The sequence below is a fragment of the Acidovorax sp. genome (assembly GCF_046294525.1).
In the GTDB taxonomy this organism is placed as follows: domain Bacteria; phylum Pseudomonadota; class Gammaproteobacteria; order Burkholderiales; family Burkholderiaceae_C; genus Acidovorax.
Map to the genome: position 1 here is coordinate 23,275 of NZ_JBKBKQ010000002.1, position 12,911 is coordinate 36,185.

The window sequence follows — 12,911 nt, forward strand, 5'->3', positions numbered from 1 at the left end:
TGTACAGTCGCCACCATGCTAGCCCGCCACCACGACCCCATCGTTGCCATCGCCACTGCCCCGGGGCGCGGGGCCGTCGGCATCGTGCGGGTGTCAGGCAGGGGGCTGGGCCCCTTGGTGCAGGCGGTGTGTGGCCGCAGCCTCAAGCCTCGCGAAGCGACGTACCTGCCTTTTCGAGACGCACAGGGCCAAGCCATCGACCAGGGGCTGGCGCTGTATTTTCCCGGCCCGCACAGCTACACGGGTGAGGACGTGCTGGAGCTGCAGGCCCACGGCGGCACCGTGGTGCTGCAGTTACTGCTGGCGCGTTGCCTGGAAGCGGGCGCCGCCATCGATCCGGCGACGGGCCAGCTCTGCCTGCCAGGGCTGCGGGTGGCCCAACCCGGCGAGTTCACCGAACGCGCCTTCCTCAACGACAAGATCGACTTGGCCCAGGCTGAAGCGATTGCCGACCTGATCGACGCCAGCACCGAGGCGGCGGCGCGCAGCGCCAGCCGCTCTCTGTCCGGCGCCTTCTCTGCCGAAATCCATGGCCTGCGCGATGCGCTCATCCACTTGCGCATGCTGGTGGAGGCCACCTTGGACTTTCCAGAGGAAGAAATTGACTTCCTGCGCAAGGCAGATGCGCGCGGACAGCTATTAAATTTGCAGCAAACACTGGCCTCGGTGATGCAGCGAGCGCGCCAGGGTGCACTGCTGCGTGAGGGAATCAAGGTGGTGATAGCTGGCCAGCCCAATGCGGGCAAGAGCTCGCTGCTCAATGCGTTGGCGGGGGCCGAGCTGGCCATCGTCACCCCCATTGCCGGCACCACGCGCGACAAGGTGCAGCAGACCATCCAGATCGAGGGTGTCCCGCTGCATGTGATCGACACCGCCGGGCTGCGCGACAGTACCGACGAAGTGGAGCGCATCGGCATCGCCCGCGCCTGGGATGAAATCGCGGCGGCCGACGCCGTGCTGTTTCTGCACGACCTGTCACGCGCCGACGCGCCCGACTACGCTGCCGCCGATGCGGACATTGCGCGCGTGCTGGTGCAGAAGCTGCCGGTGGCAGTGCCTGTCATCGATGTGTGGAACAAGCTCGACTGCGCGACGGGGCAGGCTCCAACGGCCGCCTTGGACACGCAGAGGCAGGCAAGCCCGTCCGCGGTGTCCCTCGGTGGGGCTCCGACCGATGCGGCGGCGCACCCCACCGTGCGCCTCTCCGCCCGCACGGGTGAGGGGCTGGAGGACTTGCGGCAGGTGCTGCTGGCCGTGGCCGGCTGGCAGGCTGCGCCTGAAGGCGTGTACATTGCGCGGGCCCGCCATGTGCAGGCGCTGCAGGCCGTGTCTGCACACCTGGAGCTGGCCAGCGACCAGCTGCAGGCCCAGGGCCCGGCGCTCGACCTGCTGGCCGAGGAACTGCGCCTTGCGCAGAACGCCCTCAACGCCATCACGGGCGAGTTTTCGTCGGACGACCTGCTCGGCGTAATCTTCTCCAGCTTCTGCATCGGCAAATAGCGACCGCTGGTCCGCATATGTTGTAAACGGACGTAAACAGCGCTTGTGTCTAATCTGTAACAAGGGTACTTTCGGCGCACCATGAATGTTTCCACGTCCACTGCTTCCAAGGTCGACCTGCACGGTCTGATCGATGCCATCGCCCAGGCCAGTGCCGACGACAGCATGACCAACCCGCTCAGCGCCGCCCAATGGGACGTTCTTTCGTCTTATCTGCTGCCGGTGGTGCTGCCTGCGGGCCAGGTGCTGTTCACGCAGGGCGCCAACGACCGCACCTTGTACCTGGTGGAAAGCGGTAGCCTGAGCGTGCACTACCAGGACGAAAAAGAGCGCCTACGCCTGGCCATCGTGGGCGCCGGCTCGGTGGTGGGCGAGGGCGCGTTTTTCTCGCACCGCGTGCGCAGCGCCACGGTGCAGGCCAGTGCGCCCAGCAAGCTCTGGAGCCTCACTGCCATCCGCTTCACCGAGCTGTGCAACCGCCAGCCCGCCATCGCCCTCGGCCTCGCGATGGCCGCCGGGTCCGTGCTGGCCAAGCGCCTGGGCAACCGGCGCCGTCGCGTTGCCGCCACCTGACAGGCGGGCGCCCGGCGTATCCACCCGGGCATAAACGGGGCAAACCTGGAGGCGGCGCGCGGTACACTTGATTTGACAATCCCCAGGTGCCGTTTGAAGAGCCGCCCCCCCGAAAGCACGCCATGTCCCTGTTCAGTTGGTTCAGCCGTAAACCTGCCCCCGCCAAGCCCCGCCCTGCGGGCGAACCCTCGGGCTTGCTGAACGCCGACGCCACGGTGCCGCTGGCCGCCGGCCGCCAGGGCAAACCCCTGGTCGAACCCCTGCCGCCCGAACACGCGGCCAACCGCAAGAACGAGCGCATGGAGCGCCGCGAGCTGCTCTATACCGTGGTGCGCGACGCCATGGTGCGCGCCGGTGTGCTGTCGGCCAGCTACAAGTTCAAGGTGCTGTCGCTCGACCAGCGCGGCCGCCAGTTTCTGGTGATGATGGACCTGGCGCGCGAGTACGGCGGTGAAACCGTGCGCCTGTCCGAGATCGAGGCACTGATCGCCCAGACGGCCAAGACCCGGTACGACATCCTGGTGACCGCCGTGTACTGGCGCATCAACGACCACGTGGCCGTTGGGATCCCCCAAAAAGGCGTCGCGCCTCTGGGGGCCAGCCTGCATCCAGCCGCAGCCCCCGCATCCGCTGTCCGCCGACCGCCTGTGGCCGCTGCGGTTGTGCCCACTGTGTCGCCCCCCGCGACGGTCGCGGCTGCGCGGCCCGTGCCTCCGGTGGCAGCTACGGCAGCCCGGCCCCCGCTGTCTGCAGCCACGGCTCCGGCACCGCTTCCTCCCGCAGCAGCGCCTCAGCGGGCGCCCCAGCGGTTTGAGCCGATCGAGGCGGACGAGGTGGCGGCATTCAAGCGCGCACTTGCCAACGCCGCCGGTGCGGGGGCTGGCGCTGCTGCGACAGCCGCTGCCGCAGCGCGGCCTGGGGTGCCTGTGCGATCAGGGCCGCTCCTACCTCCATCGCCATCACCGACAGGGTTTGAGGACACCTTGACGCCAGGCGCAGACGGCCCAGCCCAGGACCTGAGCAGCACGCAGTACGGCGAATTGAACTGAGTGCCGTCGGGGCACGAAGCGGGCGCGTCAGTGCCCTGCGAAGTCCACCAACGTGTACAGCGGCAAGCCGGACTCGCGCAGGCGGTCCGATCCGCCCAACTCCGGCAGGTCCACGATCGCAGCACCCTCGGTCACGGTGGCGCCCAGCTTTTCCAGCAGCTTCTTGCCCGCCATCATGGTGCCGCCAGTGGCGATGAGGTCGTCGATGAGCAGCACGCGGTCACCGGGCTTGACGGCATCGGTGTGCAGTTCCACCGTGGCACTGCCGTACTCCAATTCGTAGGTTTCCTCCACCGTGGTGAAGGGCAGCTTGCCCTTCTTGCGGATGGGTACGAACCCCACATTCAGCTCGTAGGCTACCACCGCGCCCAGGATGAAGCCGCGCGCGTCCAGCCCCGCCACCACATCGGGGCGCAGGGCCTTGTCCATGTAGCGGTGCACAAAGGCATCGATCAGCACGCGGAACACCTTGGGGTCCTGCAGCAGCGGCGTGATGTCGCGAAACTGCACGCCGGGCGCGGGCCAGTCGGGCACGGTGCGGATGTGCTGGCGGAGGTATTCGTTGACGCTGAGGGGCTGCATGGAAACGCTTTTCTAACGGAGACGGCCCGTGAAGGTCCGGGGGCTGCGGCACGCGGCCGCGCACGCAGCGCAAAGTGCAGAAGTGTAAACAGGCCATCTTCGCGGGGTCTCGCGAGCGTCTTTGCCAGCCCCCGCACTGCCTCCCCAGCCCCCATAATGTTTCACTGTTGTTACACCCCTGCGGCACTCCCTCTTCCATGGTGACTGGCCCATGCCCATTTCGGTCCTGTTGATAGAAGGCGACGAGCCCCACGCGCAGGCCGTTGCGGACGCGCTGGCAGACCCCTGGTCGGGATGGCGGGTGGACGTGTGCGCCTCGCTGGCCCAGGCGCGTTCCCACCTGCAGCAGCACAGGCCCGACATCGTGCTGGCCGTACAGAGTACGCTGGGTGGCGCCGCGTTCGACCTGCTGCAGGGGCTGGACGGCGTGCCTGCCATCATCATCGTGCGGGCGGGGGCGGAGACCCATGCCGCCCAGGCCATGCGCCACGGTTTTGAAGACTTCGCGGTGCAGGACCCGGCGCTGGACTACCTGCTCACCCTGCCCGCGCAGATCGATGCCGTGCTGGAGCGCCACTCCAGCGCACGGGCACGGTCTGCCGCCGAAGCGCTGCTGGCGCGTCAGCACCGCCTGCTGCAGGCCATCTCTCGCGCCCAGGCTGTTTTTATTGCCAGTGCCGGACCCCGCGCTGCGTTCGAGTTGCTGCTGGAAGAGCTGATGTCGCTCACGCAAAGCGCGTTTGGGGTGGTGGGACAAGTGCAGCGCGCAGACGACGGCCACCCCTTCTTGCGCGTGCACGCCATGACGGACATCAGCTGGGACGACGCGTCCCGGGCGCTGTTTGCCCAGCATGCGCAGGACGGCATGGTGTTTGATAACGTGCACTCGCTGGTGGGCGCCGCGCTGCAGACGGGCGAACCGGTGCTGGCCAACGATGCCGCACACGACCCACGCGCCGCCGGGGTGCCGCGCGGCCATCCGCCGCTGCACAGCTACCTGGGCTTGCCCATTCATGCGGCGGGCGAGCTGGTGGCGATGGTGGGCCTGGCCAACTGCCCTGGTGGGTACACACAGGCCGACGTGCAGTTCCTGCAGCCGCTGCTGAGCACCGTGGGCCAACTGGAGCTGGCCCGCCGCGCTGCCCTCGCCCGCACCACCGCCGAGGCCGAGCTGGCCCGTACCACGGCGCTGCTGGCCGAGCAGAGCCGCGCGCTGGAGATCACGCTCGCAAGCGTGTCGCAGGGCATCACCAAGGTGGACGCCGAAGGCCGCATCCGCGTCTACAACCAGCGATACCTGGAGCTGCTGGACCTGCCCGAGTCGTTGCTGGCCAGCCAGCCCAAGGTGGAAGAAGTGGTGCGCTTCCAAACCGAGAGAGGCGACTTCGGGCCCGGGTTCGAGTTCATCGAGCCCACGGCGCGCGGCTACGTAGCGGCCGAATACGCCGCGCACGGGGGCGCGGCCAACATGCCCGACGTGTATGTGCGGCGCACCCGCGCCGGGCGCTTCATCGAGGTGCGCACCCGCCCTCTGGCCACGGGCGGTCGGGTGCGCACCTTCACCGACGTCACCGACTACCTGAGCACGTTGGACGCGCTGCGCCTGAGCGAGGCGCGCTGGCGCAGCCTCACGCACCTCTCGTCCGACTGGTACTGGGAGCAGGACGCGCAGTTCCGGTTTGTGCGGCTGGACGGCAACCCGCACCGCGTGACCGGCGTGCCCGACGAATTGCACTACGGCCTGGCCCGCTGGGAGCTGCCCCACACCTTTGTGAGCGAAGGCCAGTGGCGCGCGCACCGCGAGACGCTGGAAGCGCACCAGGTGTTCCACGACTTCGAAATGCAGCGCCAGTCGCCGGACGGTTCCACCGTGTGGGTGTCCATCAGCGGCGAGCCGATTTTTGATGCCGAACGCCGCTTCACCGGCTACCGCGGCGTGGCCCGCGACATCACTGAGCGCAAGAGGGCCGAGGCCGAGATCCAGCGCCTGGCGTTCTATGACGAGCTGACCGGCCTGCCCAACCGTCGCCTGCTGATGGACCGGCTGGAGCGCGCAGCCACGGCCAGCCTGCGCGACGGCAGCCACGGAGCGCTGCTGTTTCTGGATTTGGACAACTTCAAGGGCATCAACGACACCATGGGCCACGAGTGGGGCGACCGCCTGCTTGTGCAGGTGGGCCAGCGCCTGGCCGCTAGCGTGCGCGCCACGGACACGGTGGCCCGCCTGGGCGGCGACGAGTTTGTGGTGGTGATCCAGGGACTTCACCCGCAGCCGTCCGACGCCGCCATCGAGACCGAAGCCGTGGCGCAGAAGGTGCTGGCGGCCCTGAACCAGCCCTACGTGGTGGACGGCAGCGAGATGCACAGCACGCCCAGCATTGGCATCGCGCTGTTTAGCAACCTGCAGCTGCCGGCGCAGGAACTGCTCAAGCGGGCAGACCTGGCCATGTATCAGGCCAAGGCCCAGGGGCGCAATACGCTGTGCTTTTTTGACCCGGCCATGCAGGCCGCAGCGTCGGCCCGCTCGGCGCTGGAGGGCGATATCCGCCAGGGCCTGGCGCGCCAGGAGTTTGTGCTGCACTACCAGCCGGTGGTCAGCGCGACGGGCGAGGTGCTGGGCGCTGAGGCGCTCGTGCGCTGGAACCATCCGCAGCGTGGCATGGTGGCACCGGGCGAATTCATCCCCTTGGCCGAGCAGACCGGCCTCATCCTGCCCCTGGGCCGGTTGGTGCTGGCCATGGCCTGCCGGCAGCTGGCGCTCTGGGCTGCCACACCCGCAACTGCGGCCTGGAGCCTGGCAGTGAACGTGAGCGCCCAGGAGTTTCGCCAGCCCGACTTTGTGCAGCAGGTGCTGGCCGCGCTCAGCGCATCGGGCTGCGACCCGCGCCAACTCAAGTTGGAGCTGACAGAGAGCCTGCTGCTGCACGACGTGGAAGACAGCATCCGCAAAATGCAGGCACTGCGCATGCACGGCGTGGGCTTCTCGCTGGACGACTTTGGCACCGGTTATTCGTCGCTGTCGTACCTCAAGCGTCTGCCGCTGGACCAGCTCAAGATCGACCAGAGCTTTGTGCGCGACGTGCTTACCGATCCCAACGATGCCACCATCGCCTGCACCATCATCACCCTGGCCCGCAGCCTGGGTCTGGACGTGGTGGCAGAGGGCGTGGAAACCGAGGGCCAGCGCGACTTCCTGCTGCGCAACGGCTGCCAGCGGTTCCAGGGCTACCTGTTTGGACGGCCAGGGCCTGCAGGGCAAATTTAGATTGCTATGTTATTAATAGCTGCTAGCGCTTGCTGGATAAGCGCTAAAGGCCAATTTGATTCGAAATTGTGATCCCCGGAATCTCCAGGCCATCCAAACCCCAGGTGCAGGCGCTGTGCCGCAGTGGCTGTTCAGGTGTCACCCTCTGAGCAGTTTGTCCTCCGCCAGCGACAGCGCCGCCGGGTGTCCGGACAGCACCAGCGTGTCCCCCGCAGACAGCTGCGCATCGTCGGCAGCGGGGTCCATGTGGCCCGAGCTGCGGCGCAGGTTCACAACACGCACCCCCATGGTGGGCAAGGCCAGCTGGCCCAGGCTCTGGCCCAGGGCCGTCGAGCCGGGCGGCAGGTTGATGGTGGATAGCCGCTCCTGATCGCGCTCGTTCACCGTGTCATCGTCCGCGCCATGGAAGTAGCCGCGCAGCAGGTTGTAGCGCGCATCGCGCTGGTCCTGCACCAGCCGCAGCACGCGGCGCATGGGCACGCCCACCAGGGCCAGCGCGTGGCTGGCGAGCATGAGCGAGCCTTCGATGGCCTCGGGCACCACCTCGGTCGCACCGGCCTCCTGCAGCTTGTCCAGGTACAGGTCGTCCTGCGTGCGCACCACCACCGGCACCTGCGGCGCGTGCGATCGCGCATTGGCCAGCACCTTCAGCGCGGCGGGCACGTCGATGTAGGTCACGGCCACGGCGCTGGCGCGCACCAGGCCGGCGGCCATCAGCGCCTGCAGACGGGTGGCGTCGCCATACACCACCGAATCACCGGCGGCGGCGGCCTGGCGCACGCGGTCCGGGTCCAGGTCCAGCGCCATGTACGGGATGCCCTCGTGCTCCAGCATGCGCGCCAAGTTCTGGCCGCAGCGGCCGTAGCCACAGATGATCACGTGTTTGCTGGTGTTGATGGACTTGCGCGCAATCGACGTCATCTGCAGTGACTGCTGCAGCCAGTCGCTGGCCACCAGCTTCATCACCATGCGGTTGCTGTACATGATGAGGAAAGGCGTGGCCAGCATGGACAACACCATGGCCGCCAGGATGGGGTTCATCAGCGCGGGTTGCACCAAGCCATGGGTTTGCGTCAGCGACAGCAGCACAAAGCCGAACTCGCCCGCCTGCGCCAGGTACAGCCCGGTGCGCAGCGACACGCCGGTGGTCGCACCCATGCCGCGCGCCAGCAGCAGGATGATCACGAGCTTGAGCACCAGGGGCACCGTGAGCAGCAGCAGCACCAGCGCCCAGCGGTCCACCAGGATGTGCCAGTCCAGCATCATGCCGATGGTGATGAAGAACAGCCCCAGCAGCACGTCATGGAACGGGCGGATGTCCGTGCCCACCTGGTGCTTGTATTCGGTTTCGGACACCAGCACGCCCGCAATGAAGGCGCCCAGCGCCAGGCTCAGGCCCGCCAGCTCGGTCAGCCAGGCCAGGCCCAGCGTGATCAGCAGCAGGTTCAGCATGAACAGCTCGTCGCTCTTGCGGCGCGCCACCAGGGTCAGCCACCACCGCATGAACCGCTGGCCGCCGGTAAGCAGCAAGGCCACCAGCACGGTGGCCTTGAGCAGCGCCCATGCCAGGGCCGTCAACAACTGGTCGGGCGACGAGCTGAGCGCCGGTATCAGCACCAGCAGCGGCACCACGGCCAGGTCCTGGAACAGCAGGATGCCCATCACGCGCCGGCCGTGCTCGCTCTCCAGCTCGGCGCGTTCGGCCATCAGCTTGACCACGATGGCGGTGCTGCTCATGGCCATCACGCCAGACAGGGCGAGCGCCGTCTGCCAGCCCATGTCCCACACGCCACCCACCCAGCGAGACAACGCCAGCGCCGCGACGGTGACCACCGCCATGGTCAGCGCCACCTGCATGAACCCCAGGCCAAACACCTGCCGCCGCATAGCGCGCAGCTTGGGCAGGCTGAATTCCAGCCCGATCGCAAACATCAGGAACACCACGCCGAACTCGCCCAGGTGACGCACGCCTTCGGAGTTCTGCGCCAGCGCCAGCGCGTGCGGGCCGATCATCACCCCCGCGGCCAGGTAACCCAGCATGGGCGGCAGCTTGAGGCTGCGGCATACCACCACGCCCAGCACTGCGGCCAGCAGGTAAAGCAGTGTGAGGGCGAGGGACGACATCCCGGCGATGCTATCCGAGCGCCGCATTGCCCACACGCACTTTTGTGTGGGCGCTTGCCCCGGTGCAGGCTGCGGCCATCCCGCTCCAGCAGGCGTGTGCCCGCGCCCGGTCGATAGAATCCGCGGATGACTCCCGCACCCTCCGCGCTGCCCCCTTTTGACCCCGAACAGGCTCTGCGCCTGGCCCGCGAAACCCTTGACATCGAAGCCGCGGCCCTGACGGGCCTGGCGGCCCGCGTGGATGGCGTCTTTGCCCAGGCGGTGCAGATGGTGCTGCAGGCCCGGGGCCGCGTGGTGGTGATGGGCATGGGCAAAAGCGGCCACGTGGGACGCAAGATTGCGGCCACGTTGGCCTCCACCGGCACCCCCGCGTTTTTTGTGCATCCCGCCGAAGCCAGCCATGGCGACCTCGGCATGGTCACCGGCGAGGACCTGGTGCTGGCCATTTCCAATAGCGGCGAAAGTGGCGAACTCACGGCCATCCTGCCGGTGCTCAAGCGCCTGGGCGCGCCCTTGATTGCCATGACGGGCGGCCTGCAGTCCACCCTGGCCCGCCATGCCGACCTGGTGCTGGACTGCAGCGTCGAGCGTGAAGCCTGCCCCTTGAACTTGGCTCCCACAGCCAGCACCACGGCGCAGCTGGCCATGGGCGACGCGCTGGCCGTGGCCTTGCTGGACGCGCGGGGCTTCCGCCCCGAGGACTTTGCCCGCTCGCACCCCGGCGGCGCGCTGGGCCGAAAGCTGCTTACCCACGTGAGCGACGTCATGCGCTCGGGCACCGAAGTGCCGCGGGTGGGCCCCGGCGCCACCTTCAGCGACCTCATGCGCGAGATGAGTGCCAAGGGCCTGGGCGCCTCGGCCATCGTGGATGCGGCCGGCCAGGTGCTGGGCATCTTTACCGACGGCGACCTGCGCCGCCGCATCGAGGCCGGTGCCGACCTGCGGTCCACCACCGCCGCCCAGGTCATGCACGCTAACCCGCGCCGGATTGCCCCCGACGCGCTGGCCGTTGACGCCGCCGAAATGATGGAAGCCCACGCCATCACCAGCGTGCTGGTGGTGGACGCAGCAGGTGTGCTGGTGGGCGTGGTGCACATCGGCGACTTGATGCGCGCGAAGGTGATCTGACGATGGCACAGTCTTCGCAGACCTCTTTCTCCCCCGCCCTGCAGATCGACCCCGAGCTGCTGCTGCGCGCCCAGGGCGTGCGTGTGGCATTTTTCGACGTGGATGGCGTGCTCACCGACGGCGGGCTGTACTTCACCGAAGCGGGCGAGACGATCAAGCGCTTCAACACGCTGGACGGGCACGGCCTCAAGCTGCTGCAAAAGGCGGGCATCACGCCGGCGGTCATCACGGGGCGTGACTCCGCGCCGCTGCGTGTGCGGCTCAAGGCGCTGGGTGTGGAGCATGCGGTGTTCGGCACCGAAGACAAGCGCCCGGCGGCGGAGCAGGTGCTCGCCAGCCTGGGACTGGACTGGTCGCAGGCCGCGGCCATGGGTGACGACTGGCCCGATCTGCCCGTGATGCGCCGCAGCGCGTTGGCGTGCGCGCCCGCCAACGCGCAGATCGAGGTGCGCCATGCGGCTCACTATGTCACCCAGGCGCGCGGCGGCGAGGGCGCTGCCCGTGAACTGTGCGATCTGCTGCTGGTGGCCACCGGCCGCTATGCGGCGCTGCTGGCGGACTACACCGCATGATGAACCGGCTGCGCCAAGGTTGGGAGCAGGCCTCGTTGTACCTGCCGGTGCTGCTGATGGGCCTGCTGGCGCTGGGCACCTGGTGGCTGGTGCGCAATGCCCCCATGCCGCAGCTGCCCGCCATCGACCGGCCACCGTCGCACCAGCCGGACTACTTCATGAAGAATTTTTCGGTGAAGAGCTTCGACGCCACGGGCCGCCTGCAAAGCGAGGTGCAGGGCGAAATGGCGCGCCACTATCCTGACAGCGACACGCTGGAGATCGACCAGGTGCGCATGCGCTCCGTCACGCCGGAAGGGCGGCGCACCCTGGCCACAGCCAACCGGGCGCTGACCAACGCGGACGGCACCGAGGTGCAGCTCTTCGGCAACGCCATCGTCACGCGCGAGCCTGTGCCGGCCCAGGCCGGAGCCCCTGCCCAGCCGCGGCTTGAGTTCCGCAGCGAGTTCCTGCACGCTTACACCGACAGCGAACGGGTGCGGTCCGACCAGCCCGTGGTCCTCACCCGGGGCGAAGACCGCTTTACCGCCGACGCAATGGACTACGACAACCTGGACCAGGTGCTGCAGCTGCGCGGTCGCGTGCGCGGCGTGCTCATGCCGGGCCCTGCCAAATAGGCCCACCGCCCCCCGCGCCAAGCCTCAGCGACGTCGCCACTGCCCCCGGAGCCTGCCTGCATGACTTCTCCCCTTGCCTTCATCACCGGCGCATCCAGCGGCATCGGCCAGGCTCTGGCCCTGCGCTTTCACCGGGCGGGTTACCGGCTTGCGCTGGTGGCGCGCCGCACCGCAGAGGTAAAATCATGGGCTGACGCTCAAGGGATAAGCGCTGGTAGCTATCAAATTTATAGTGCTGATGTGGCTGTGACGGACAGCATCGTCGCAGCAGGCCAAGCCTGCCTGGTGCAGCAAGGCGTGCCCGATGTGGTGATTGCCAATGCAGGCATCAGTATGGGCATGGACACGGCGGTGCGCAGCGACCTGGACGTGATGGCGCGCACATTCGCCACCAACAACATCGGCATGGCCGCCACGTTCCAGCCCTTTGTGGACGGCATGGTGCAGCGAGGCAGTGGCACCCTGGTGGGCATCGGCAGCGTGGCGGGCATCCGCGGCCTGCCCGGACACGGCGCCTACTGCGCCAGCAAAGCGGCCGTCATCAGCTACTGTGAAAGTCTGCGCGGCGAGATGCGGCCCCACGGTGTGCGGGTGGTCACCATCTCGCCTGGCTATATCGACACCCCGCTGACCCAAAAGAACCGCTACGGCATGCCGTTCTTGATGCAGCCCGCGGACTTTGCCGACCAGGCCTTCCGCACCATCGAAGCGGGTGTCAGCTACCGCGTCATTCCCTGGCAGATGGGCGTGGTCGCCAAGCTGCTGCGCGCGCTGCCCAATGCGCTGTTCGACAAAGTGCTGGCCGGGCGGCCGCGCAAGCGCCGAGAGGGCGAATAGCATTGCTATGACGATGTCATGAAAAAAGCCCCCGAAGGGGCTTTGTGCCTGATGGCCAGGAAGGCTCAGTAGCCGCTGTTGCCGCCGCCACCGTAGCCGCCACCGCCACTGCGGCCGCCGCCACCGCCATTGCGGGAGCCCGAGCCATACGGGCTGCGGAAGCCGCCATCGCCCCGGCCGCCACCTCCTCCGTAACCGCCGCCGCCATCGCGGCCACCGCCGCCGTAGCCACCACCGCCGCCTTCACGGCCACCGCCGTAGCCGCCGCCCCCGCCACTGCGGCCACCGCCGCCGTAGCCACCACCGCCGCCACCACCAAAACCACCGCTGCGGGGTGGGCGGGGCTCCATGGGACGGGCTTCGTTCACCACAATGCTGCGGCCACCCAGGGCCTGCCCATTCATGCCGTTGATGGCCGCCTGGGCTTCTGCGTCGCTGCCCATCTCCACAAAGCCGAAGCCCTTGGAGCGGCCCGTGTCCCGCTCCATCATGACTTTGGCGCTGGTGACGGCGCCGAACTGGCCAAAAGCCTGTTCCAGATCGTTGTCGCGGACCGAGTACGGCAGGTTGCCGACATACAGTTTGTTGCCCATCGAGGGACTCCTCAAAAACACATGGATAAAGCGATGGAGTCCCGAAAACGCAGCCAGCTAATCTCAATGAC

11 protein-coding genes are annotated in these 12,911 nt (G+C 67.9%); 8 read left to right on the forward strand and 3 right to left on the reverse strand.

The genetic code is table 11. The features are described 5' to 3' along the window. The first annotated feature begins 15 nt into the window (after positions 1-15). The 3 genes from mnmE to ACK4HJ_RS02575 all read left to right on the forward strand — a co-directional run bounded on the left by mnmE (position 16) and on the right by ACK4HJ_RS02575 (position 3,122). Entirely contained in the window at positions 16-1,500 is a 1,485-nt protein-coding gene (gene mnmE, locus ACK4HJ_RS02565) for a tRNA uridine-5-carboxymethylaminomethyl(34) synthesis GTPase MnmE (RefSeq protein WP_409827444.1), read from the forward strand. Positions 1,501-1,581: 81 nt separating this feature from the next. Continuing rightward, complete coding sequence (locus ACK4HJ_RS02570; RefSeq protein WP_409827446.1) at positions 1,582-2,073, forward strand: Crp/Fnr family transcriptional regulator; 492 nt, start codon at positions 1,582-1,584, stop codon at positions 2,071-2,073. 122 nt (positions 2,074-2,195) lie between these two features. Continuing rightward, positions 2,196-3,122 (forward strand): hypothetical protein, encoded by a 927-nt coding sequence (locus tag ACK4HJ_RS02575; RefSeq protein ID WP_409827448.1) that lies wholly within the window; start codon positions 2,196-2,198, stop codon positions 3,120-3,122. A gap of 27 nt (positions 3,123-3,149) precedes the next feature. Here ACK4HJ_RS02575 and ACK4HJ_RS02580 read toward each other — a convergent pair whose 3' ends face one another. Continuing rightward, on the reverse strand, positions 3,150-3,704 hold the full coding sequence (locus ACK4HJ_RS02580; protein ID WP_409827449.1) for an adenine phosphoribosyltransferase: 555 nt from the start codon (positions 3,702-3,704) through the stop codon (positions 3,150-3,152). A 211-nt stretch (positions 3,705-3,915) separates the two neighbouring features. Here ACK4HJ_RS02580 and ACK4HJ_RS02585 point away from each other — a divergent pair, with 211 nt between their 5' ends. After that, positions 3,916-6,969, forward strand: coding sequence for an EAL domain-containing protein (locus tag ACK4HJ_RS02585; protein ID WP_409827450.1), 3,054 nt, complete (start codon positions 3,916-3,918; stop codon positions 6,967-6,969). A 138-nt stretch (positions 6,970-7,107) separates the two neighbouring features. Here the strand turns inward: ACK4HJ_RS02585 and ACK4HJ_RS02590 are convergent, their stop codons facing one another. Further along, positions 7,108-9,093 (reverse strand): monovalent cation:proton antiporter-2 (CPA2) family protein, encoded by a 1,986-nt coding sequence (locus tag ACK4HJ_RS02590; RefSeq protein WP_409827452.1) that lies wholly within the window; start codon positions 9,091-9,093, stop codon positions 7,108-7,110. A gap of 126 nt (positions 9,094-9,219) precedes the next feature. On the opposite strand from ACK4HJ_RS02590, the gene ACK4HJ_RS02595 reads away from it, so the two are divergent. From ACK4HJ_RS02595 to ACK4HJ_RS02610, 4 genes are read left to right on the forward strand one after another with little or no spacing between them, the layout of a single operon-like run. Then, positions 9,220-10,221, forward strand: coding sequence for an SIS domain-containing protein (locus ACK4HJ_RS02595; protein WP_409827454.1), 1,002 nt, complete (start codon positions 9,220-9,222; stop codon positions 10,219-10,221). Between the two features lie 2 nt (positions 10,222-10,223). After that, positions 10,224-10,793, forward strand: coding sequence for a KdsC family phosphatase (locus ACK4HJ_RS02600; RefSeq protein WP_409827456.1), 570 nt, complete (start codon positions 10,224-10,226; stop codon positions 10,791-10,793). Then, positions 10,790-11,410, forward strand: a complete 621-nt coding sequence (lptC, locus tag ACK4HJ_RS02605; RefSeq protein WP_409827458.1) for an LPS export ABC transporter periplasmic protein LptC — start codon at positions 10,790-10,792, stop codon at positions 11,408-11,410. Before ACK4HJ_RS02600 ends, lptC begins: the two co-directional genes overlap by 4 nt. Before the next feature lie 60 nt (positions 11,411-11,470). Beyond that, the gene (locus ACK4HJ_RS02610) at positions 11,471-12,247 is read left to right on the forward strand and encodes an SDR family oxidoreductase (RefSeq protein WP_409827460.1); all 777 of its coding nucleotides are present in this window, start codon (positions 11,471-11,473) and stop codon (positions 12,245-12,247) included. A 65-nt stretch (positions 12,248-12,312) separates the two neighbouring features. Here ACK4HJ_RS02610 and ACK4HJ_RS02615 read toward each other — a convergent pair whose 3' ends face one another. Then, the gene (locus ACK4HJ_RS02615) at positions 12,313-12,840 is read right to left on the reverse strand and encodes an RNA recognition motif domain-containing protein (protein ID WP_409827463.1); all 528 of its coding nucleotides are present in this window, start codon (positions 12,838-12,840) and stop codon (positions 12,313-12,315) included. Positions 12,841-12,911: the final 71 nt, after the last annotated feature.